Below are 22,378 nucleotides of genomic sequence, written 5' to 3'. Positions count from 1 at the left end.
ATTTCCGCAACCGCCGGTGCGGCGGGCGAGCCGCACCGGGTAGCGTCGAGGCCCCGCCGGGGTAGCCAGGAAGGTGACGAGCGAGTGCAACTGCACAGAGCGGATGTGGTCGAGGGCGCGATCGCGATCCTCGACGAATACGGACTGGCCGATCTGACCATGCGCAGGCTGGCCGGTTCGCTGAAGGTGCAGCCCGGCGCGCTCTACTGGCACTTCCCCAACAAGCAGGCCCTGCTCGGCGCGGTCGCCGACCGGATACTCGAGCCCATGGCCGATCCGGTGACCGCCGAGGACTGGTCCGGCCAGATCACCGAACTGGCCCACCGCCTGCGCGACTGCCTGCTGGCCTATCGCGACGGCGCCGAGCTGGTCTCGGCCACCTACGCCTCCCGCCTGACCACCAGCAAGGGCCGCGAGCGCTTCGCGGGAGCGGCCATCCGAGCCGGAATGCCGCGTCAGGAAGCCGACCTGGCCGCCTACACCCTGCTGTACTACGTGCTCGGCCAGACCGTCGACGAACAGGCCCGCATGCAGATGGACGCGGTGGGCGCGCTGCCGGAGACCCCCTCGGCGGGCCCGGACTCCCCCGATGCCGCGCCGTTCGCCGAAAGCACCGACGCGACAGCCCGTTTCGACTTCGGACTGCAATTGTTCGTCGCGGGTGTGCGGCAACTGCTCGGTAGCCGGGTGCGCTGAGAGCGGCCCGGCCGACGGGCGAGACAGCGCGTCGGCCGGGCTCCCGACCGTCTCGGGGCCTACTTGGCAGGAGGCTGCGGCGCGGGCGCGTTGATGGTGGTGAAGTACTGGACGGCCGCGGCGATCGCGACCGGCGCGGTGATGAGCAGCTGGCCCGCGAGCGTGCCGAGGGCACCGACCGCGATCACGCCGCCGATGCAGCCGACGGCCGCGGCGGGCACGAACGGCCCGAACAGACCGACGATGGTCGCCGACGCGACGGTCGCGCCCGCGATGCCGCCGAGCACGCAACCCACGGCCGCGCCCCCGATGCCGCCGACCACGGTGCCGATGGCTGCCCCCATCGAGATGGTGCTGGTCAGCCTGCTCCAGGCCGCCACCTCACGGTCGTATTCGTTCTTCCAGGGGGCCTTGTCCTCGAAGGGCAGCGCGACCGGCTCGAACACCGCGTGCTCGCGATCGATCTGCGGGGTCAGCGTCGCCGTGCGGTCGGCGATCTCGGCCGCGATCGGGAACTCGAAATCGTCGATGCGGAAACTCAATGGCATGCCGGCGAGCACAGTTCCGTCGACGGCCTTGATCTTCAGCGCCGAATCCTCGACGACCAGCGCGCCCTCATCGATGCTGATGATGCTCTGGGTGTCGGTGGCACGGGCGGTGAAATCGACGATTCCATCCCCGCTCGGAGCCGCGCCGGCGGTGCCGGACACGATTCCGCATGCGGCGGCCAGGCCCGCGGCCACCGCAACAATCTTCCTCATCCTGATGTGTCCTCTCGGTTTTCGTGATGACGGCGCTACGCACCGTGTGCCGGCGGCCGGAGCGGCCACCGGACAGTTCAGAGGTCGAGCACGAGCAGGTCCTGCCCGGCCCGGGAGACGCAGAGCATCATGGTTCTGCCCTCGGCTCGCTCCTGGTCGTCGAGCACCGAATCGCGGTGGTCGACGGCGCCTGCGACCACCCCGGTCTCGCAGCTGCCGCAGGTGCCCTCACGGCAGGAGGTGATCACCTCGACGCCCGCGGCCGCGAGCACGTCGACGATGGACTGCCCCGGCGCGACGCGGAAGGTACGTCCGTCCCCGGCCAGCCGGATCTCGAAGGCCCGCTCCGCGCCGGGCTCGGCCGGTCGGGGCGCGAAGCGCTCGACGCGCACGGTGACACCGCGACGGGCGCCCTCGGCCTGGGTCGCGGCGAGCAGCGGTTCGGGCCCGCAGCAGTAGACGACGGCGCCGGGATGCCGGTCGAACAGTTCCGCGAGCGGCAGCAGCCCGGTCTCGTCCTGCGGCAGCAGGGTGACGCGCGGGCGCAGGCCGGCGAGCGTGCCCGCGAAGGCCATCTGCGCTCGGCTGCGCCCGCCGTAATACAGCGACCAGCGGGCGCCGCGGGCCTCGGCGGCGGAGGTCATCGGCAGGATCGGGGTGATGCCGATGCCGCCGGCCAGGAACAGATACTCCCGCGCGTCGACGAGTTCGAAGTTGTTGCGCGGTGCCGAGACTCGCAGCAGTGAGCCAGGCGTCGCGGTGCGCCACAGATGATCGGAGCCGCCGCGGCCCCCTGGCTCGTGCAAGATCGCGATCCGCCAGCGGGAGCGATCGCCCGGGTCGCCGCACAGCGAGTACTGGCGCACTCCGGCGGCGCCTGCTGCGACGTCGATGTGGGCGCCGGGGGTCCAGGACGGCAGCGGCGCACCCGAGGCGTCGGTGAGTTCGAGGGAGAACACGCCGTCGGCCTCGTCACGACGTGCGGCCACCCGTGCCGTGATGTCGTTCATCTGGTCTCCTCACCAGCCGGTGTCTCGCGATCACCGTCACCGGAAACCAGCGCGCTCGCAGTACCCGAACAGGCAGTCGATTCGCGCAATCGACATTGACTATCGCCCCGGCGCGCGGGCGACCCACCCGCCGACACTGACGCCATGACTACAGTCGCGCAGTTGGTGGAGCGGACCGAACAGTTCATCCATGAGCAGGTCGTTCCGGTGGAACGCGAAGTCGTCGTCGACGGCCGGGTCATGGACGACGCCCTCCGGCTCGAATTGCAGAAGAAGGCCAAGGACGCCGGCGTCTTCGGCCCGCTGTCGGAGACCCGATACGGCGGGCTCGGTCTGGACACCCGCGCCCAGGCGCAGGTGCTCGAGGCGGCGGGCGCGAGCCTGCTCGGCCCGATCGCGCTCAACGCGTGGGCGCCCGACGACGGCAACATCCACCTGCTCGCGCATGTCGCGAACGACGAGCAGAAGCAGCGCTACCTCGCGCCGCTGGCCGCGGGCGAGGTCCGCTCGGCCATCGCGATGACCGAACCGGCTCCGGGCGCGGGTTCGGACCCGTCGATGCTGCAGACCTACGCGCAGGAGACCGACGGGGGCTGGATCATCAACGGCGCCAAACATTTCTGCACCGGCGCGCAGGGCGCGGCGTTCGTGATCTGCGTCGCCGCCACCGACGACGGTCCGACCATGTTCCTGGTCGATGCCGACAATCCCGGTCTGCGGGTGGGCAGGCGGATGCCGACGCTGGATTACACCAGCGCCCCGGGCGGGCACTGCGAGGTGAGCTTCGTCGATTGCGTGGTTCCCGACGCTGCGGTGCTCGGCGAGGTCGGCCAGGCATTGCCGTTGGCGCAGGTCCGGTTGGCGCCCTCGCGGCTGGTGTTCTGCATGAACTGGCTCGGCCTGGCGGTGCGGGCCCAGCGGCTGGCCATCGACCACATCGCGACCCGCACCTCCTTCGGCTCCCCGATCGCCGAGCACGGGATGGCGCAGGCACTGATCGCCGACAGCGAGATGGACATCGCCGCCTCCCGGGGGCTGATCCGCACCGCCGCCGAGACCATCGACGCCGCGGGCCCGACCGCGTCGCAGTCGCGGCACGAGGCCTCCATCGCCAAGACCTTCGTCTCCGAGGCGGTGTGGCGGGTGCTCGACCGCGCGGTGCAACTGCACGGCGGACTCGGCGTGTGCGAGGACCACCTGGTCGCCCGATTCCTGGTGGAGGCCCGGGCTTTCCGCATCTACGAAGGCCCCTCCGAGGTGCTGCGTTCCTCCATCGCCCGGCGCGCGCTGCGCGCACGACTCCCCCGCGCCTGAACCCGCGCGCCACGCCCGCACCACCGCGCGTCCCGTGGCGCCCCTCCCCGAAAGGCACTGACGATGACCACTGGTGAACTCACCGGATTCGCGGCGGGCTATCCCGAGCTCGACACCGCCGCCGTCGATTACGACTACCTGCGCACCGCCTCGCACGCACTCATCCCGTTCGGCAACCATGTCGGCACGGTCATCACCGAGCTCGGCCCCGAGCGGGCCGTCGTCGAGATCCCCGCCGGCGGCCCCGTCACCAATCACATGGGCACCGTGCACGCGGGCGCGTTGTTCACCGCCGCCGACATCGCGGGCGCGGCCGCTTTCGTCGGCGCCGCCGCCACCGGCCTGACCAGGGTGAAGCGCCTGGTGCTGCGCGGGGCGAGTTCGGCCTACAAGCGCCCGGCGACCGGACGCATCCGCGCCGTCGCGACCGTCGCCCCCGAGGACGTCGCTGGTGTGGCGGCCTCGACCGGCACCGAGCGGTTCGAGATCGCGGTGCCGGTCGCACTGCTCGACGACGCCGACGTGCTGGTCGCCGAATTCACCTTCGACTACGTCTGCGACACGAATCCCGGGGCGGGTGAGCGATGACCAGCGCTCCGTCGAGCAAGCGCCCCTCGCTCACCGATCTGGAAGCGATCCGGGTCGAGACCGGCGACGGCGTCGCGTTCACCCTGCGCCTGCTGCCCGCCACCCGGCCCGAGGCGCCGGTGGTGCTGATCCTGCCCGCCATGGCGATGAAGGCCAAGCACTATCTGACGCTGGCCACGAGCCTGCACGAGCAGGGCCTGTCGGTGGTGACCACAGACCTGCGCGCGCAGGGCGAAGCGGTGCCGCCGCTGGGCGAGCACACCGACTTCGGCTACCGGGAGATGATCGAGACCGACCTGCCCGCACTGGTGCGCGCGGTGCGAGAGCGCTTCCCGCAGGCTCCGATCCACTTGTTCGGGCACAGCCTCGGCGGCCAGCTGGCACTGCTGTTCGCCGCCGCCGAGACCGAGCAGGTGGCGGGCGTGGCGATCATCGGCACCGGCACGGTGTTCTGGTGGGCCTTCGGGCCGCGCCGCTGGTTCGAGGCGCTCGGTCAGATCCAGTGGATCGGCCTGGTGGCCCGGGTGAAGGGGCTCTGGCCCGGGGGCGTGCTGATCCCGGCCCCGATGGCGGGCGGGGTCATGCGCGACTGGTCGTGGCATTCGCTGACCAGCTACTACCGCCCCAAGGGCAGCAAGCGGCGTTACAACACCCTGCTGCGCGCGCTGTCGCTGCCGGTGCTGGTGATCTCGCTGGACTCCGACGTGCTCGGACCGAAGTCCAATGTCGACTTCCTGGTCTCCCGGATGCCGAGCGCCCGGCTCAGCCGCTGGCACATCGACGCGAACTCCGGTGTGGCGCACCGCGATCACTTCACCTGGGTGAAGGACTCCCCGGTGATCGCCGCCCGCGTCGCGGCGTGGGCACGTGGCGAGCGGCCGGAGTAGGCGAAATGGCACGATTGCGAATCGAATCGGTGTCCAAGCGGTTCGGCGACGCGGCCGCGGTGCGCGAGGTCGATCTCGACATCGCCGACGGCGAGTTCATGGTGCTGCTCGGGCCGAGCGGCTGCGGGAAGTCGACGCTGCTGCGCATGGTCGCGGGCCTGGAGGACCCGAGCGGGGGCCGGATCCTGCTCGACGGCAAGGACATCACCCACGTGGCGCCACAACAGCGCGACCTGGCCATGGTGTTCCAGAGTTACGCGCTGTACCCGCATCTGACGGTCGCGAAGAACATCGGCTTCCCGCTGCGGGCCCGGCGGACCCCGCGTGCCCGGATCGCCGCTCGGGTCGCCGAGGTCGCGGACGCGCTCGGGCTGACCGACCTGCTCGGCCGCAAACCCGCCAACCTCTCGGGCGGCCAACGCCAGCGGGTGGCTCTGGCCCGCGCGATGGTACGCGACCCCGGCGCGTTCCTGATGGACGAGCCGTTGTCCAACCTGGACGCCAAGCTGCGCAGCGCCACCCGTGCGGAACTGATCTCGCTGCACCGCAGCCTGGGCGCGACGTTCCTCTACGTCACCCACGATCAGGTGGAGGCCATGACCATGGCCGACCGGATCGCGCTGCTCGACGAGGGCCGGGTCGAACAGGTCGGCACGCCCGCCGAGCTCTACGACCGGCCCCGGTCGACATTCGTCGCCGGGTTCCTCGGATCGCCGCCGATGAACCTGTTCCCCGCGACCGTGGACGCGCGCGGGGGCCGGCTGCACCTGACCGCCGAGGGCGTCGACATCGCGCTGGCGTACCCGGCAGCGGACTTCCGCGGCCCGCTCGCGGTGACCGCGGGCATCCGCCCCGAGCGGTTGCGACCCACGACGACCGGGCCCGCGATCCGCGGACAGGTGCGCATGGTGGAAAACCTCGGCAGCGAGGAACTGGTGCATCTGGACACCGGCGCGCACACCTTCGCCGTGCGCGTGCCGCGCCCATCCGGGGTGAGCGCGGGCGAGACGCTCGGCCTGCACGCCGATCCCGCCGAGGTCCACCTGTTCGACGCCGCCTCCGGGCTCCGGCTGCGGTGGAGCGAACCGGGAACCGGCGCCCCGATCGACCGCGACGCCGAACGCGTCGCCGTCGCCTGATCCCCGCGATCAGGTCCGCACCACCGATGATGAGGAGTACACAGTGAAACGCACCGCGCCCCTTGCGGGCCTGGTGTTCGCGGCCGTCCTCGCGCTCAGCGCGTGCGGCGGCCTCGGCCCGACCACCACCGACGAGGGCGCCGAGGGGGCCAGGATTCCCGAGCTCGCCCCGGACCAGAAGGTGTCGATCGTCTTCGAGTCCTACAACTACGGACTCGCCGGCGCCTGGACCGACACCTTCGACAAGCTGCTCGGCGAGTTCCGCGCCGAGCACCCGAACATCACGGTGACGGCGCAGAAGCCGCAGGGCAACAGCCCCAACCCGGCCACGGACACCATTTCCAGCATCCAGAACCAGATGGTGGCGGGCACCCCGCCCGACGTCGCGCAGCTCGGCTTCAGCGACCTCGACTTCACCATCGACCAGCTCGGCGCCAAGCCGCTGGACACGCTGGTCGGCGCCGACGAGGTGCAGGCCAACTTCGACGGCGAGAAGCACCCCTACGCGGAGCGCGCGCAGACCCTCGCCGACTGGGACGGCCACACCTACGGCGTGCCGTTCGTGTTCTCCACCCCGGTGCTGTACTACAACGCCTCGCTGTTCACCCAGGCCGGTCTCGACCCGGCCGCACCGCCGGCCACCTGGGATCAGGTCGCCCGAGCCGCGGCATCGATCACCGAGCGCACCGGCAAGGGCGGCGTCTACATCGACTGCCTCACCAAGACCGCCAAGGACTGGTGCTTCCAGTCGCTGGTGCGTTCCAACGGCGGACGCGTCATCTCCGAGGACCGCGCCACCCTCACCTACGCCGAGCCCCCGGCCGTGGAGGTCGCCGCCATGGGACAGCGCCTGGTGGAATCGGGCTCCATGCCGCGGCTGAACCAGAAGCAGGGCTACGAGGCCTTCTCCCGGGGCGAGATCGGCATGATCCTCGAGACCAGCGCCATCCAGGGCACGTTCGTCACCGGGGCGAAGGACAAGTGGGACCTGCGGGCCGCGCCGATGCCCAGCTTCGCGGGCAAGCCGACGGTGCCGACCAATTCCGGCGCCTCCCTGTACATCCTGTCCAACGACCCGGCCAAGCAGCGCGCGGCCTGGGAGCTGATCACCTTCCTCACCAGCGAGAGCGCCTACACCACCATCTCGCAGGGCATCGGCTACCTGCCGCTGCGCACCGGCCTCATGGATGATCCGGCGGGCCTGCAGGAATGGGCCGCCCGCAACCCGCTGCTGCAGCCCAACGTCGCTCAGCTGGCGACGATGGAGCCCTGGATCTCCATGCCCGGCAACAACTATCTGCAGATCCGCGACGGCATGATGGACGCCGTCGAAGCCGTGGTGTTCCAGGGCAAGGACCCTGCCTCCACGCTGGCGGCGGCGCGCGATCAGGGCGCCCAGCTGATGCCGGCGCCGTAGCACGCATCTCCACCACCCGACCACCGACCCGGCCGCGCGTCCCACTCACGGGGACGCGCGGCCTCCCGAGGGGAATCCCATGCCCGAGGTGACCATCGTCCAGCTCACCGACACCCATATCCGGCCCGCGGGTGAGCAACCCCTGCACGGCGTCGTCGACACCTACGCCAACCTGACGCATGTGCTGCAGCAGCTACGGGCCTCGCACCGCTCGATCGACGCGATCGTGTTGTCCGGTGATCTGGCCGACAACGGCGCGCCCGAGGCCTATCGCCGGTTACGCGACGCGGTGGAGCCGGTGGCCGCGGAATTGAACGCGCGCATCGTCTACGTGATGGGCAATCACGACGAGCGCGTCGCGTTCGGCACCGAGTTGCTGCGCTCGGACGCGGCACTGCGGGATCCCGACAGCACCCACGATCAGGTCGTCGATGTCGCCGGCCTGCGCATCATCGCACTCGACAGCACCACGCCGTACCAGCACGACGGGGTCCTGCGGCCCGCTCAGCTCGACTGGCTGGCCGATCAGCTGCGCGAGCCCGCTCCGCACGGGACGTTGCTGGCGTTGCACCATCCGCCGATCCCGTCACCGCTGCCCACCACCGAATACCTGCGGCTGCGTACCCCCGAGCAGCTTGCCGAGGTGTTGCGCGGCTCGGATGTGCGTTTGGTGATCTGCGGGCACAATCACCTCACCGCCGCGGCCTCGCTGGCAGGCATCCCGGTGTGGATCGGGCCCGCGGTGGCCTACCGGCTCGACCCGCTGGCGCCCGCGGGCAGGCAACGCGCATTCGCGGGATTCGGTTTCAGCCGTATCGATCTGCTCGGTGACACGCTGGTCGCCACCGCCGTGGAAGCGACACCGGCCGGCACCGTCTACGACCGTCCCGAACAGGACGTGCTCGACCAGCTCGCGGCCCTGGCCGCCGAAGCGAGGTAGTCGATGTTCGTCCTCGACGCGCCCGCGCCGGTCACCACCGAACCCGTGCGGTACAGCTCGTCGCGCCCCACCCGGTTCCGCCGGGCGGGGCGCGGTGTCGTGCCGTACCTGTACCTGGCGCCCGCGCTGCTGCTGCTGGTCGTGTGGACGTATCGGCCGCTGATCCAGGCCTTCGAGCTGTCCACCTATTCGTGGAATCTGCTGCCCACCTCGCCCATGCGTCCGGTCGGCACCGGCAATTACGAACGGCTGCTGAATCTTCCGGCGTTCTGGGACTCCCTCGGCCGCACCGGCGTGCTGATCCTCGGCATGCTGCCGTTCACCGTGCTCGCGCCGCTGGTGATCGCGCTGGCCAGCCGGCGGGTGCGCGGGCGCGCCCGGACCCTCTACCACGCCTTCATCTTCGCGCCGTTCCTGGTGGCCCCGGTCGCCGCGGCCGCGGTATGGCGATGGCTACTGCATCCCGGCGGCGGTGTCGTCGGCCGGGTGCTCGGCACCGACCGCAACTGGGTCTACGACGCAGGCACCGCGCACTCGGTGATCATCGCCATCACCGGCTGGCAACTGCTCGGTTTCGCCGTGCTGGTGATGTGGGCCGGACTCGCGGGCATCAGCACCGACTACGAAGAGGCCGCCGGAGTCGACGGCGCGAGCCCCCGCCAGATCCTGCGTTGGGTCACCCTGCCGATGCTCTCGCCCACCCTGATGTTCCTGGTGCTGACAACAGTGCTGCTGAGCCCCACGCTGACCTTCCCGCTCATCGACTCGATGACCCAGGGCGGCCCCTCGCAGTCGACCACCAACATCTATTACCTGTTGTGGGACTACGCCTTCCACAGCTTCGACGCCGGACTGTCCGCCGCGGCCGGAGTGCTGCTGTTCGTCGGATTCGGCGTGCTCGCCGGAATTCTGGTCTGGATCTCGGAAAAGGTCTCCTTCCATGACAATTGACGCCCCCGCCCGCTCGAGCATCGCCGACCGGCTGCGGGGCGCGGGCAGCCATCTGCTGCTCACGACCACCGCCCTACTGGCGGCGTTCCCGATCTACTGGCTGTTCGCGACCTCGCTGCGCCGCCCCGAGGACGTCACCTCGCTGTCCCCCGTGCCGTGGCCGCTGTCGATCGGCAACTACACCGACGCCGCCGACAAGGTGGACGTGCTGGGGTTGATCGGCAACACCTTCTTCGTCGCGACCTTCTCCGCGGCCGGGCAGCTGCTCGTCGCGCTGCTGGCCTCCTACGCCTTCGTCATGTACACCTTCCCCTTCCAGAAGGTGCTCTACCTGGCATTCGTCGGCGTCTGGCTGGTCCCGTTCCAGGTGACGATGCTGCCGAACTACGTGCTGCTCACCCAGCTCGGTCTCATCGACACCCTGATCGGCACCGCATTACCCACCCTGTGCTCGGCGCTGGCGGTGCTGCTGCTGCGCCAGCACATGGCGAGCTTCCCCAAGGAACTCGTCGCCGCCGCGCAGATCGACGGCCGCTCCTCCTGGTCGATCCTGTGGACGGTGGTGGTGCCGAACCTGCGCCCCGCGCTGGCCGCCCTCGGCATCCTGCTGTTCATCAACGCCTGGAACGAATACTTCTGGCCCGCAGTCGTATTGCGCCAGTCCAACAGCGTGCTGCAACTGGGCTTGCGCAGCTTCATGGGCACCGACGGCGACCAGTGGGGGCCGATCATGGCGCTGGCCGGGCTGGCCTGCCTGCCTGTGCTGGTGATGTATCTGCTGCTGCAGCGCCACATCGTGAACGCGTTCGTGCGGTCGGGGTTGAAATGACGGTCGAGGCTAACGACCGGTGTCCGCACTTTCACCGGCGTAGCAATAACTCCACGTATACCTGGTCTTTCCGTTCTCGTCCCCATGGTGCTCACGCCCTGTCATAACCTTGTTCGGGGGAGCCATGGCCGCATCTCCCGACGACTCCTTCAACCAGGCGCCCTCTTTGCTGTCGATCGTATTCAGGTATGCCTTCCTGTCCCCACGCTTGGAATACACCCGCGCGAGCAGGTATTCGGTCGGCGAATTCTCGTCACCATGATGCCTACGCCCGACGACGACGCATCCTTCACGGGCAAATTTCTCGTCACTGGTCTTCGTGGTGAACCACTCCATCTGTTCCGTCTGCAGCAAATCGCCCCCGGACAGACGCAGCGGAGCATGAAAGTATGTGGTGCGGCCATTTTCGTCACCGACATGCTTGCGGCCGACCACTACCCGCCCGATAGGACAAACGAATGCATGGTTGGATTCTTTCATCTCCGGAGTCGCGGTGACATCCTCCGGCTCGTAATACGCAAGCGACGCACCCTGCACCGTCTTTGCGTAACGGTACGCCGGCTCCGTTGCCGCATTCTCAGCGTGCAACCCATTGACGACCGAATCACCATCGGCGCCGGGAGGTGGATATTGCGGCTCCCATACATCCGAGCGCACATCCATTTCGACAGGGATAAGACCGGACATCTCGGGCATGACTCTCTCCTCTACCATCGGAAGGAAGGAACGAGCACTGCACTGTCGAACGCAGCATTACCACCAGGCAGCCGGGGAAACCTCCCCGGATCGCGACTCGAATCCGATTCGGCTGCGCACCATTCGGTGACAGCGATCCGCCGCGATACACGCAAATCACCACAGCTACCCGACAGCAATCGAAATCCAAGTGAACCACATCCCGGGACCGGCTGCTACACCTGATCGACTTCCGACATGTCGTCGAGACCATGGCTCGGCGGGATCGCACGCTGTGGGCGATCCCTTGCCGTCCCTGCACGTCTTCCGGAGCGGCCGGGATGCCGCGAGGAGAATGTCGGTGGACACCTCCGGAGCGGGGCATCCCGAGCCGGATCGTGGGCTCCCGCTGCCGCACGGGAGCATTCACCCGCACGCGCGGTGTTCGATATCAGACGGAAATCCCGGTCCCCGTGATGATTTCACCGACGAGAGCGGTGTCGTGTTCGGCCGCCCGGAAGCGGGGGTGGTCGAGGATGTCGTGCAGGAATTCCGCGGTGGTGGCGATACCGCGGCCGGTGATGCGGGTCTCGGCCAGGGCCCGGCGCATCCGCGCGATGGCGGCCGGACGGTCCGGCGCCCACACGACCACCTTCGCCAGCAGCGAGTCGTAGTGCGGCGGGATGGTGTAGCCGGGGCCCACATGGGTGTCGACGCGGACGAACGGACCGCCGGGGAACACACAGTCGGCGAGTGTGCCCGGGGCGGGGGCGAATTCGCGTTCGGGATCTTCGGCGTTGATCCGGCATTCGATGGCGACGCCGCGCGGGGTGAGCTGGTCGGGGGTGAGCGTCAGCGGCTCGCCCGCGGCGATGCGGAGTTGTTCGGCGACCAGGTCGGTGCCGGTGACCATTTCGGTGACGGGGTGCTCGACCTGCAGGCGGCAGTTGACTTCCATGAAATAGAACTCGCCGGCGGCCGGGTCGAACAGGAACTCGAAGGTGCCCGCGCCGACGTAGCCGACGGCGCGGGCACCGTGGACGGCGGCCTCGCCGATCCGGGCGGCGAGGTCCGGGGACAGGCCGGGGGCGGGCGATTCTTCCACCAGCTTCTGATGCCTGCGCTGCAGCGAGCAGTCGCGGGCGCCGAGGTGGACGACCGTGCCGTGTGTGTCGGCGAGGATCTGCACCTCGACGTGGCGGGCCGAGTCCAGGTAGCGCTCGACGTAGAGCCTGCCGTCGCCGAAGACCGCGGCGGCGTTGGCTCTGGTCTCCTGCCAGGCGGCGGGGAAATCGGCGCTCGCGCGCACCACCCGCATGCCACGACCACCGCCGCCGGCTACGGCCTTGATGATGACCGGGTAGCCGATCTCGTCGGCCAGGGTGTGCGCCGCGCCGACGGTCTCGATCGGGTCGCGGCTGCCGGGCAGCAGCGGCAGCCCGGCCGCCGACATCAGCGCCCGCGCGCTGGACTTGTCGCCGAGGTCGGCGAGCACAGCGGCGGGCGTGCCGACGAAGACCAGGCCCTCGGCCTGGCACACCTCGGCGAAATCGGCGTCCTCGGAGAGGAATCCGTATCCGGGGTGGATGGCGTCGGCGCCGGTCGCCCTGGCCGCCTCGATGATCGCCGGGATGTAGGAGTAGCTGCGTTTGGCCGGGCCGGGGCCGATGCGGAAGGCGCGGTCGGCCATGCGCACGGCGGCGGAGTCCGCGTCGGCCGAGGAGTACACGGCCACCGTCTTCAGGCCGAGTTCGGCGCAGGTGCGGATGACCCGGACGGCGATCTCGCCGCGGTTGGCGACGAGCACCGTGCGGATCGGGCGCGGGGTCACGGGACCACCTCGAGCGCCATCAGCGCGGCGCCGTATTCCACCGCTTCACCGTTGCCCACCAGGAATTCGGCCACCCGGCCTTCACGGGTCGCCACGACCGGGATCATCAGCTTCATCGCCTCGACGATGCCGACCTGCTGTCCTACCCGCACCGGATCGCCTTCGGTGACGAAGGGGTCGGCGCCCGGCTCCGGCGACCGGTAGAAGACACCGACCGTCTCGGCGACGAGCGTGAAGGTATTGTCCCGCAACGCTTCCGGGGCGGCAGCTGCCGTGGACGACACAGGTTCCGGCGACACCTCCGAGGTCGAGTGGGAGGCGGTGCCCGCGGACGCCGATCGAGAGGCCGCGGCCACGGGCCGAAGCGCCGCGGAGTCCGCGCGTGCGGCCGTGTCGTCCCGGGTGAGCTCCAGCATCAGCGGACCGTTGGCCAGCGTCACCGAGTACGGCGCCGCCTCGGCCAGGATGGTCAGGGCGTGCCGGGCCAGCACCGTGAGGGCGAGGTCGGCGTCGACGGGGTCCATCGCGCGGACCGAGCGGGGGTTGATGAGGGACTGGGTCATGACAGCTCCTGGTCGTTGGGTGTCGGCAATCCGAAAGCGCGGAAGCGGCGGCGGCGCCGCTCGAGCAGGTCGGGCACGGGAACGGCGGCGAGAGAGCCGATTTCGCCGCGCAGCACGCCGCGCAGGATGATCGCTGCCGCATCGGGGTCGCGGTGCGCGCCGCCCTCGGGTTCGGGCACCACGCCGTCGGCGACGCCGAGCCGGACCAGCGAGGTGGAGTCCACGCGCAGGGCGGCGGCCGCCGCCGGGGCCGCCGCCGCGTCCTTCCACAGGATGGAGGCGCACCCCTCGGGGCTGATCACCGAGTACACGGCGTTCTCGCACACCAGCACTCGGTCGGCCACGGCCAGCGCCAGCGCGCCGCCGCTGCCGCCCTCGCCGGTCACTACCGCGACCACCGGGACCGGCAGGCCCGCGAGCAGTTTCAGCGATTCGGCGATGGCCGCCGCCTGGCCGCGCTCTTCGGCGGTGATGCCGGGATAGGCGCCCGCGGTGTCGACGAGGGTGACCACGGGAAGGCCGAGTTTCGCCGCGAGCCGCAGCGCCCTGGCGGATTTGCGGTAGCCGGCGGGGCTGGGCATGCCGAAGTTACGGCGGGACAGTTCGGCGGCGTTGTGCCCCTTCTGGGTGCCGATCACGACCACCGGCGCGCCGTGCAGGCGCGCCAGCGCGGTCACCATCGCCGGGCAGTCGGCCTCGAGGCGGTCGCCGTGCAGTTCCACGAACTCGTCGAAGGAGGCGGCGAGGTAGTCCAGGGTGGTCGGCCTGCCCAGTTCGCGGGCCGCGCGCACGCTCTGCCAGGCGTCGCGCTCCGGGAGATCGCCCGGATCCTCGCGCAGCAGCGGCGGATGCTCGATCGCGGATGCGCCGCGTGCCCGGACGTATTCCTCGTCGACCCGAGCCCCGGATAACCGCTCGCGGTCGGCGAACAGCGCCAAGATCCGAGCGAGCCGGTCCCGCAGAGCCGACCGGTGGCAGATCATGTCCACGAATCCGTGCTCGAGCAGGAACTCGGCGGTCTGGAAGCCCGCGGGCAGGGTCTGCCCGATGGTCTGGGCGATGACCCGCGGACCGGCGAAACCCAGCCGCGCGCCGGGTTCGGCGATGATCAGGTCGGTAGAGGTGGCGTAGGAGGCGGCCACGCCGCCGTAGGTCGGGTCGGTGACCACCGAGATGGTGAGCACGCCCGCGTCGTCGAGGTGACGCAGCGCCTGGCTGGTCTTGGCCATCTGCATCAGCGCGAGAATGCCCTCCTGCATTCGCGCCCCGCCGGAGGCGGTGACGAGCACCAGCGGCACCCGCCGCGCCAGCGCGGCTTCGGCGGCGGCGGTCACCGCCTCCCCCACCGCACTGCCGAGGCTGCCGCCGAGGAAGCGGAAATCCATCACGGCGAGCACCAGCGGCGCGCCGTCGACGGTGCCGTGCGCGCACCGGATGCCGTCGGTCATGCCGGTCTGGCGGCGGGCCTGCGCGAGGCGTTCGGGATAGCCGCGGGAGTCGGTGAATTCCAGCGGGTCGGCCACCGTCGCGGCGGGTTCGATCCATCGGACGCCGTCCGCGTCGAGCAGTGCGGCGATGCGCTGGTCGGCGGTGAGCATGCCGTGGCCGTCGCAGTCCGGGCACACCCGGCCGGAGCGGTCGTAGCGCTTGGCGTAGATCATGGCGTCGCAGTGCGGGCACACCGTCCAGGACGTCCCGATGTCCGGGCCGGTCTCGAGCGTGGTCATCGCTGCTCCCTCGGTCGGGGTGGGAATTCGGCGCATTCGGTGGGCAGGCGTACGCCCGCCGAGCGCAGCTGGGCGACGCGCGTCAGGTACGCGGCGCCCAGCATCAGCTGGTCGGCGATCTCGGCCGCCTGCCGGTTCGGCAGGGCGGCCAGATGGGTGCCCGCCGCCCAGGTGTTGAAAGCCCCCATGGCCGGACCGCACCACACCTGGTAATCGGTGACCCGGTCGGCCTCGCCGCGGATGCTCCACCCCGACGACAGGCCGAGATACCACCGGAACACCAGGGCCATCCGGCGTTTGGGGTTCGCGGCGGCGCCGGCGAGCTGGGCCGGATCGCGCTCGCTGAAGAAGCGCACGCAGTCCTCCCATACCTCCTCGACCGAGCGCCGGAACAGCGTGCGCTCGAGATCCTCGCGCAGCGCGGCGGGCAGCTCGTCGAGCCCGTCATAGGCCCGATAGGTCTCGTAGAGCCGCTGGGCGCGAGTGGCGAACAGGGTGCCGCGGCGCAGCACCTGCACCTGCACGCCCATCTCGAACATGTCCGCCGAGGGCGCCATCACGCAATCGGCGAACTGCGCCCTCGCCAGCAGTTCCTTGGTGGCCGCGCACTGGGCGGCCTCGACGGTGGCCTGGTTCACCGAACCGGTGACCACATAGGCCGCACCGAGCGCGAAGGCCGCGGCGGCCGCCGCCGGGGTGCCGATGCCGCCCGCCGCGCCGATACGCACGGCGGCCGCGCCGGGCAGGGTGCGCGCGACCCGGTCGCGGGCGGCGATCAGCTCCGGCAGCAGCACCAGCAGCGGCCTGCGGTCGGTGTGCCCGCCGGAATCGGCTTCGGCGGTGATGTCGTCGGCCATCGGCACCTGTTCGGCCAGCCGGGCCTGTTCGGCGGTCAACTCGCCCGCGGCCACCAGCCCGCTCAGCAGCTGAGCGGCCGCGGGACGCAGGAACGCCTCGGCCACCTCGACCCGGGAGACCTTCGCGATCACCCGGTGCGCCGAAACGATCCGGCCGTCACGTCCGAGGCTCAACCCCGCCGCCCGGTAACGCACCACCTCGGCGGTGAGATTCATGAACGCCGAGGCCTCCACGCACCGCACCCGGTGCCGCAGGCAGGCGTCGACGATGGCGCGCTCCAGCGCGGGCTCGGACGGACTGTGGATGAGGTTGCAGGCGAACGGCAGGTCGCCGAGTTCGCGGCTCAGTTCCGCCAGTGCCGCGTCGACCTGGGCGGGGGCGACGCCGGCGGCGCCGTAGGAGCTCAGATAGCCGGCCCGCGCCATCGCCGACACCAGGGCGGGTGAGGCGATGCCGTTGGCCATGGCGCCCGCCATGTAGTTGGCCCGCAGTCCGTGGGTGGCGCGGAACGTGCTGTCGCCCAGCATCTCCGGGGTGAGCGGGCCCGCCGCGGCGAGCACGCGGGCGCCGGGGACGGCCGATCGGTCGGCGGTGACCCCGACCCGGCCCTCGTGGTGCACGACCCAGACCGGACGGGCGAGGTCGCGCAGGACGGCGGTGACGTCGGGGGCCGTCTCGGCGACGAGGCCGGGCACGGCGCCCGTACGTGGAAGGGTGGTCACGGCTGTACCTCTCGTTCGCCGAGTTCGACGGCCAGATCGGTCAATGCGTAGATCCGCAGCCCCGGCTTCCACAGCGAGGCGTCCACCACGGCGATGACGTCGTACCGGTCTCGGCGGATCTCCTTGATGTGCGCCTCGAGTTCGACCGTGCCGTCGGTGGGCAGGAACTGGCCGCGATACCGCCAGCTGAAGGCGATGCCCGCGGGAATACGGAACACCGGGTCGGCCAGGCCGTCGGCGAAACCGGCGTCGAGCATCCATTCCTGCACCGCGTGGATCACCGATTCGACGCCGAGCGAACCGGGGATCACCGGGTCGAGGTGGAAGTGGCGGGCGAAATACCAGTCGCCCGGGTCGATGGCGCGCAGTGAGTGCAGGTAGCCCGCGCCGTGTGTGCCGCCGCCGTCCACCACGTCGACCCGGTCGATGAGGGCGAGGGTGTCCCGGGCGCACAGGGGTGCGGCGGGGTCGGCGCGGCGCGCGGCCACGTCGATCACCCGGACGTCCGCGCCGGGATTCTGGGCCAGCCAGGTCGGGGCGGGACGTCCGCCGTCCAGGCCGGTCTGGTTGGCCAGCGCCTCGTCGCTGAAATAGCCGAACATGGTCTCGCCGGTGTAGAACGGTTCGCCGTCCACCGTGAGGGTGTAGTCGAAGGTCTGCAGCGAGGAGCCGGGCAGGATCGTGGTCGACAGCAACCGCGAGTTCTGCCGGATCGTCGTGTCGCGCAGCTCCACTCGGCGCAACACCGTCGCGGTGCCGCCGAGATTGCGCAGGCTCAGCGTCGTGCCCGGCTGGGTGCGGGTGGGGCCGGCGTAGTAGCCCATCAGCAGCGCCGCCTGCAGGGAGGTCTCCATGTAGACGAAGTGCGGCATGGATTCGTTGGCGGTGGCACCGTAGTACCAGGAGTCGGCGGGTGAGTCGTACTCGGTGGTGTAGGCGGCGGCGTCCAGTTTTCCTCGCGCACCGTCGAATTCGAGGACGCGGTCGACCAGCAGCAGGCCGCCGGTCGGCAGGCGGGTGGCGCGGACGCCGGTGTACTCGGCGAACTCCGGGCCCATCGCGACGGCCTGATCGCCGCGCGCGAGATGGGCCATGTGGAACTCGTTGAGCAGCAGGGCGGCGTCCGGCTGTCCGGGACCGACACCGGCGCCGTCCGGTTCGACAGCGGTGACCGACACCGCGACCGGCGCGGCGGCGACACCGTGCACCAGCGCGCTCAGGTGCGGGCGCGGCACCAGATCGATCTCGGTGACGATCAATTCCAGCGTCGCCACCCGGCTGGGCCGCGATCCCGGCCCCTCGGCGACCAGGGCGCTGCCGGACAGGCACAGCGGCAGACCGGTGTAGAGGGCGAACACCTCGGCGGCCTGCGTCGCGGCGGCGCCGGGATCGCCGTCGAAGCGGGCCAGCAGACGGCCCCGGCCCTCGCCGCCGTACAGCTCCAGGGAGGTGATCTCGGTGAGCGCCAGCGGTGCGTGCGCCGCCAACCGCGCCTCGGGACGCACGCCCGGACGCCGGTAGGCCGGGCCGAACACGCCCGCCAGGTCGCCCTCGGCCAACCGGCGCAGGGCGGCATGGTCGAGGTGGGTGCGAGCGGTGCGGGCCACCGGCTTGAACGCCCATTCGGCGGCGTGCCGGCCCATCCCCGATGCGGGCGAACGATGATCGACCGGCGCCGCGGCCGAAGTCGCGCTGCCCGAGGTCGCGGCGACCGAGGTCGCGGCGGCCGGCACCGGCGATTCGGCGCCCGATCCGGCCGGCACCGGCATCTGCGCGCCAGGCGTGGCCGGGACCGGGACCGGGCGGCGCCTCCGCGCATGTTCGTCCGGGCCCGCAGCACGCTCCCACCGGGCCCGCTGCATCGCCAGTTGCGCGGTGAGCGCCGCGCGGTGCGCCGCGACAACCCCCGCACGTATCTCGGCCAGCGGATCGGGGCTTCGGGTCGTCGAGACCACCGACTGCGCCACCTCGGGCCGCGCGACGCCGGCCTCGTAGATGTCCTCGCCCGGCAGCCCGGGCGTCTCCGGGTCGAACGCGATTCCGTCGAACTCCAGGGTCGTCATGCCATCCACCGCCTCACCGAGGATCGGAACTTCTCCGTCAGATCGGGCGTCGTGACCACCACGACGTCCGTGAACCGTTGCAGGACAGTGCCGTCCGCATCCGTTGCGGTGGCGTCCACCCGGGCGTCGAAGCGGCCCGCGCGGGCGTTGCCGACCACCAGGGTGAACGGTTCACCGACCGGCAGCGGCCGGTAGTAGTCGACCCGGCCGATGCCGAGCGGCAGGCACGCGGAGCCGAGGACCCGGTGACCGAGCACCGGCGGGCCCTGCAGCATCAGGTCCGCGCGCACCGGATCGTGCAGGCGGCTCGCGTACGCCCCGCCCGCCACCGGCTCCGCGTCGAGCAGACAGTCGAAGACGAGCGTGTCGCCGGTGTCGGCCACGATCCGGCGCAAGCCCTGCAGCGCGGGGGCGTGGAACTGGATCGCCTCGCGGTAGATGTCGATCGCGCTGCCGGGACCGTCCGGCACCGTGATGGCCGGCGGCTCGACCGCCGCCGTCGCGAGTTCCAGCGTCGCCCGGAAGTGGGTGACCGCGCCGTCGCGGACGCTCACCCGGACGGGCAGGACGTCACCCTCCGCCGCGCCGGGTTCCAGGACGACGTCGAGAGTGTCGACCTGGTGGTCGAACACCAGCCCCTTGAGGACCTCGAAATTGCGCGCACCCACCACGATTCGACCCGGCAGTGCTCGTTCGACCACATGCGCCATCGCGCCGAGCCCGAACGTGGCGGGCAGCACCAGATGCTCGCCCACCCGATGCGCCTGGACGGTCGGCTCGTCGGTGAGCCCGCGCAGCGCCCGGCGGATGTGCACCGGCGTCGCGGGGGCAGGCGCCGGTTCCGAGAGCCCGGCGGCCGGGCCGATCAGCACGACCGTGTCGTCGGCGCGGTCGGCGGTGAACTGCTCGGTGAAGGCGGCCGCACCGATCTCCGGGGCCAGCAACGCCACGCCGAGCGCGCGAAAGTGTTCGCGCAGTGCGGGCGTCACCATCCCGCCGTCCCAGGCGCCCCAGTCGATCGCGGTGACGTGGCAGTCCGGATGCGCCCGCCGCCAGGCGAGTGCGTACCGGGACAGCGCCTCGTTGGCCGCGGCGTAGTCGGCCTGCCCGATATTGCCGAACAGCCCGGCCACCGAGGTGAACAGGATCAGGTGACGCGGTTCGGGCACCGCGGCCGTCAGCGCGGCCAGACCGGCGATCTTCGGGTCGAGCACCCTGGCGATCGACTCGGCGGACTTGGCCGGAATCCGGGAGTCCGCGAGGACGCCCGCGCCGTGCACGATGCCGGTGATCGCCTCGCGCCACGGCGCGAGCGCGTCGCGTACCGCCTGCGCGTCGGTGGCGTCGACAGTCACGTACTCGGCGCGCTCACCGAGATCAGCCAGCGTTGCGCGGATCTCGCGGCCGGCGCGCACGTCGGCACAGGCTCGCTCGAGATCGCGCGGGGTGGCGCCGGCCCGTGCCCGCACCGCCGCGTGCCGCAGATCCGCGTCGGCGACCCCGGCCGCCCACTCCGGTTCCGGAGCGAGCTCGGTACGGCCGAGCAGCAGGAACCTGGCGGGGCCGCGCCGGGCGAGGGCCCGCACGCAGGTGGCGGTGACGCCGCGGGCGCCGCCGGTCACCACCAGCAGGTCGTCGGCGGTGAGCGTGGTGGCGGGCTGTTCCCCGGCTGGCCGGATGGCCGTCACCGTGGGACTCGGGCCGTGCCCGCCGGGTACCAGCGTGTGGCGCGAGCCGTCGGCGGCGACACCGACTTCGGTGGTGTCGCGCGCCGGGTCGGACAGTTCGGCCGCCACCAGCTCGGCGCAGCGTCCGGCGTCGGCGGCCGGGTCGATGTCGAGCGCCCGGCAGAACAGATCGGGCCGTTCGGCGGCGAGGGTTTTCACGACGCCACCGACACCGCCGAGCAATGCGGCGGCCGGGTCGGTGACGGAGCGGAAGCCGAGTCCGCCGTCGAGCCGGATGAGGGTCACGAAGGCCGCGCGGCCGGCGTCGGCGGACATGCCGGGCGTGATCCGGCCCGTCGTCAGGATCGTCTCGCCGAGCAGCCGCGAGGCCGTCGACCGGTCCGCGCCGCCGAGGACGACCAGGCACAGGTCGGCCGGGGCGCCGGCCTCGGGCAGTCCGGTCTCGCGCCGCACCGACCAGCCGCGCGCGGTCAGTGCCGCCGCCAGCGCGTCGCAGTCGCGTCCGCTCGTGCCCGCCAGGTCGACGAGCACGGCCTCCGGGTGCTCCCGGTAGACGCCGATCGCCGTGTCCAGGGCGGGCAGGGCGACGAGTTCGACGGCATGCCGCGGCGTGACCGCCGCGGCCTCAGCTTTTGGGTGGACATCACCCCCTGCCGACGCCCCGAGTTCCTCGACGATCTGATCCAGCGTCCGCAGCGTGCCCAACTGCTCGGGGCCCAGATTCGGCAGGTTCGGGAACCGCTCCTGCAGCGCGCCGATCACCTGCACCCGCTTGATCGAATCCACACCCAGATCCGCCTCCAGATCCATCCCGGTGTCGACCATCTCGACCGGGTAACCGGTCTTCTCGGCCACCACCGCACGCAACGCCTGCCGCAGCGACTCCGCGGACCGGCCCTCGGCAGCCGACGCCTCCGTCGCGCCGTTCCCGGCGATCGGGGCCGTTGCGCGAGCAGAATCGGTGTCGCGGACCGGCATCGCGCCGCGAGCGGTACTGCCGTCGCGCTCGTCCAACACCGAATCATGCTGTGCCACAGCAATACCCGAGTCGGCGGCATTCGTGGCGAGTCGGCCGTTCGCGACCTGCGCCGCACCATTGGACGGGCGCCCGCCAGGCGCGGTCGTCAGCGCTTCGGGCCGATGCGCGGGCAGCACGGCCTGCCGACCTAACTCCGGCTCGGCGGCCTGCAAGTCGAACCCGGGCCCAGCGGCCTGCGGCTCGAATCCGGGCACAGCACCGGCGGGCGCGACGCCGGTGCGGCTCGCCGCGGCGGGACGGGCGAACCCGGCCTCGAGTTCGGCCAGCTGCGCCAGGACCTCGGAGGCGCGGGTGTGGCTGGCGCTGATGGCGATTCCGTGATCCTTCACGGCCTCGATCGCGCGCAGGGTCGCCTCGTCCAGCACGCCGCCGTCGAGGGCGCCGACCAGTGCGCGCGCCATGTCCAGTTGCCCGTCGAGGAACTGGTGGTGGGTGCGTAGGTGCTGGGCGAGCGCGCTGTCGAGTGCGTCGTCCGCACCGGGTCGCGAATGGGATGTCGAGTACACGGGGGTCTCCGATGTGTCGGTGGAAGCCGAGGAGGCGGGCGGGTTCTCGAAGGAAGCGGGGCGGGGCGGCGCCGACGGCGCGAGATCGACGGCACGACCCGCCGGAGAGGCCGCGAGGGCGACGGCCTCGCCGGCGACCGGCGAGGTGGCACTCCGCGTCCCGGCGTATGCGTT

18 protein-coding genes are annotated in these 22,378 nt (G+C 71.2%); 9 read left to right on the top strand and 9 right to left on the bottom strand.

Going from position 1 to position 22,378, the window contains the following annotated elements; genetic code table 11:
• Positions 1-84: 84 nt before the first annotated feature.
• Entirely contained in the window at positions 85-696 is a 612-nt protein-coding gene (locus tag ON26_RS08725; RefSeq protein WP_040795515.1) for a TetR/AcrR family transcriptional regulator C-terminal domain-containing protein, read from the top strand.
• 59 nt (positions 697-755) lie between these two features.
• Here the strand turns inward: ON26_RS08725 and ON26_RS08720 are convergent, their stop codons facing one another.
• Both ON26_RS08720 and ON26_RS08715 read right to left on the bottom strand, forming a co-directional pair.
• Positions 756-1,463, bottom strand: a complete 708-nt coding sequence (locus ON26_RS08720; protein WP_040795611.1) for a DUF8020 domain-containing protein — start codon at positions 1,461-1,463, stop codon at positions 756-758.
• Positions 1,464-1,534: 71 nt separating this feature from the next.
• Positions 1,535-2,467, bottom strand: coding sequence for a PDR/VanB family oxidoreductase (locus ON26_RS08715; protein WP_040795514.1), 933 nt, complete (start codon positions 2,465-2,467; stop codon positions 1,535-1,537).
• A 144-nt stretch (positions 2,468-2,611) separates the two neighbouring features.
• On the opposite strand from ON26_RS08715, the gene ON26_RS08710 reads away from it, so the two are divergent.
• From ON26_RS08710 to ON26_RS08675, 8 genes are all read left to right on the top strand, one after another.
• The gene (locus ON26_RS08710; RefSeq protein ID WP_040795513.1) at positions 2,612-3,781 is read left to right on the top strand and encodes an acyl-CoA dehydrogenase family protein; all 1,170 of its coding nucleotides are present in this window, start codon (positions 2,612-2,614) and stop codon (positions 3,779-3,781) included.
• A 63-nt stretch (positions 3,782-3,844) separates the two neighbouring features.
• Positions 3,845-4,369, top strand: coding sequence for a YiiD C-terminal domain-containing protein (locus ON26_RS08705; RefSeq protein ID WP_040795512.1), 525 nt, complete (start codon positions 3,845-3,847; stop codon positions 4,367-4,369).
• A complete protein-coding gene (locus tag ON26_RS08700) occupies positions 4,366-5,256 on the top strand; it encodes an alpha/beta hydrolase family protein (protein ID WP_040795511.1) in 891 nt (296 codons plus the stop codon). Before ON26_RS08705 ends, ON26_RS08700 begins: the two co-directional genes overlap by 4 nt.
• Before the next feature lie 5 nt (positions 5,257-5,261).
• Positions 5,262-6,395 (top strand): ABC transporter ATP-binding protein, encoded by a 1,134-nt coding sequence (locus tag ON26_RS08695; protein ID WP_040795510.1) that lies wholly within the window; start codon positions 5,262-5,264, stop codon positions 6,393-6,395.
• 43 nt (positions 6,396-6,438) lie between these two features.
• Positions 6,439-7,812 (top strand): ABC transporter substrate-binding protein, encoded by a 1,374-nt coding sequence (locus tag ON26_RS08690; protein ID WP_040795509.1) that lies wholly within the window; start codon positions 6,439-6,441, stop codon positions 7,810-7,812.
• Between the two features lie 79 nt (positions 7,813-7,891).
• Positions 7,892-8,752, top strand: coding sequence for a metallophosphoesterase (locus ON26_RS08685; RefSeq protein WP_040795508.1), 861 nt, complete (start codon positions 7,892-7,894; stop codon positions 8,750-8,752).
• A 3-nt stretch (positions 8,753-8,755) separates the two neighbouring features.
• A complete protein-coding gene (locus ON26_RS08680; RefSeq protein WP_040795507.1) occupies positions 8,756-9,703 on the top strand; it encodes a carbohydrate ABC transporter permease in 948 nt (315 codons plus the stop codon).
• Positions 9,693-10,532, top strand: coding sequence for a carbohydrate ABC transporter permease (locus ON26_RS08675; RefSeq protein ID WP_083883947.1), 840 nt, complete (start codon positions 9,693-9,695; stop codon positions 10,530-10,532). Before ON26_RS08680 ends, ON26_RS08675 begins: the two co-directional genes overlap by 11 nt.
• Positions 10,533-10,541: 9 nt before the next feature.
• On the opposite strand, the gene ON26_RS08670 is transcribed toward ON26_RS08675, so the two are convergent.
• From ON26_RS08670 to ON26_RS08640, 7 genes are all read right to left on the bottom strand, one after another.
• Positions 10,542-11,228: a hypothetical protein gene (locus ON26_RS08670; protein WP_157171827.1), complete on the bottom strand. Its 687-nt coding sequence runs from the start codon at positions 11,226-11,228 to the stop codon at positions 10,542-10,544.
• Between the two features lie 430 nt (positions 11,229-11,658).
• Complete coding sequence (locus ON26_RS08665; RefSeq protein ID WP_083883946.1) at positions 11,659-13,038, bottom strand: acetyl-CoA carboxylase biotin carboxylase subunit; 1,380 nt, start codon at positions 13,036-13,038, stop codon at positions 11,659-11,661.
• Positions 13,035-13,601 carry an acetyl-CoA carboxylase biotin carboxyl carrier protein gene (locus tag ON26_RS08660; protein WP_051026842.1) on the bottom strand — a complete coding sequence of 189 codons (567 nt, stop codon included), beginning with the start codon at positions 13,599-13,601 and terminating at the stop codon, positions 13,035-13,037. The genes ON26_RS08665 and ON26_RS08660 overlap by 4 nt, the downstream gene beginning before the upstream one ends.
• A complete protein-coding gene (gene accD / locus ON26_RS08655) occupies positions 13,598-15,328 on the bottom strand; it encodes an acetyl-CoA carboxylase, carboxyltransferase subunit beta (RefSeq protein ID WP_040795505.1) in 1,731 nt (576 codons plus the stop codon). The genes ON26_RS08660 and accD overlap by 4 nt, the downstream gene beginning before the upstream one ends.
• Entirely contained in the window at positions 15,325-16,908 is a 1,584-nt protein-coding gene (locus tag ON26_RS08650; RefSeq protein ID WP_040795504.1) for a PfaD family polyunsaturated fatty acid/polyketide biosynthesis protein, read from the bottom strand. The genes accD and ON26_RS08650 overlap by 4 nt, the downstream gene beginning before the upstream one ends.
• The gene (locus tag ON26_RS32865; protein ID WP_040795503.1) at positions 16,905-18,971 is read right to left on the bottom strand and encodes a beta-hydroxydecanoyl-ACP dehydratase; all 2,067 of its coding nucleotides are present in this window, start codon (positions 18,969-18,971) and stop codon (positions 16,905-16,907) included. The genes ON26_RS08650 and ON26_RS32865 overlap by 4 nt, the downstream gene beginning before the upstream one ends.
• Positions 18,968-22,204: an SDR family NAD(P)-dependent oxidoreductase gene (locus tag ON26_RS08640; RefSeq protein WP_245545776.1), complete on the bottom strand. Its 3,237-nt coding sequence runs from the start codon at positions 22,202-22,204 to the stop codon at positions 18,968-18,970. The genes ON26_RS32865 and ON26_RS08640 overlap by 4 nt, the downstream gene beginning before the upstream one ends.
• Positions 22,205-22,378 lie beyond the last annotated feature (174 nt).

The sequence above is a fragment of the Nocardia higoensis NBRC 100133 genome, assembly GCF_000308595.1.
Lineage (GTDB): Bacteria > Actinomycetota > Actinomycetes > Mycobacteriales > Mycobacteriaceae > Nocardia > Nocardia higoensis.
Note: the sequence above shows the minus strand (reverse complement) of the source record. Positions and strands in the feature narration are given on the sequence as shown.

Coding starts and splice junctions, on each gene's coding strand:
- ON26_RS08715 (WP_040795514.1), bottom strand. CDS start 2,467: ATGAACGACATCACGGCACGGGTGGCCGCACGTCGTGACGAGGCCGAC.
- ON26_RS08710 (WP_040795513.1), top strand. CDS start 2,612: ATGACTACAGTCGCGCAGTTGGTGGAGCGGACCGAACAGTTCATCCAT.
- ON26_RS08705 (WP_040795512.1), top strand. CDS start 3,845: ATGACCACTGGTGAACTCACCGGATTCGCGGCGGGCTATCCCGAGCTC.
- ON26_RS08700 (WP_040795511.1), top strand. CDS start 4,366: ATGACCAGCGCTCCGTCGAGCAAGCGCCCCTCGCTCACCGATCTGGAA.
- ON26_RS08695 (WP_040795510.1), top strand. CDS start 5,262: ATGGCACGATTGCGAATCGAATCGGTGTCCAAGCGGTTCGGCGACGCG.
- ON26_RS08685 (WP_040795508.1), top strand. CDS start 7,892: ATGCCCGAGGTGACCATCGTCCAGCTCACCGACACCCATATCCGGCCC.
- ON26_RS08680 (WP_040795507.1), top strand. CDS start 8,756: ATGTTCGTCCTCGACGCGCCCGCGCCGGTCACCACCGAACCCGTGCGG.
- ON26_RS08675 (WP_083883947.1), top strand. CDS start 9,693: ATGACAATTGACGCCCCCGCCCGCTCGAGCATCGCCGACCGGCTGCGG.
- ON26_RS08670 (WP_157171827.1), bottom strand. CDS start 11,228: ATGCCCGAGATGTCCGGTCTTATCCCTGTCGAAATGGATGTGCGCTCG.
- ON26_RS08660 (WP_051026842.1), bottom strand. CDS start 13,601: ATGACCCAGTCCCTCATCAACCCCCGCTCGGTCCGCGCGATGGACCCC.
- accD (WP_040795505.1), bottom strand. CDS start 15,328: ATGACCACGCTCGAGACCGGCCCGGACATCGGGACGTCCTGGACGGTG.
- ON26_RS32865 (WP_040795503.1), bottom strand. CDS start 18,971: ATGACGACCCTGGAGTTCGACGGAATCGCGTTCGACCCGGAGACGCCC.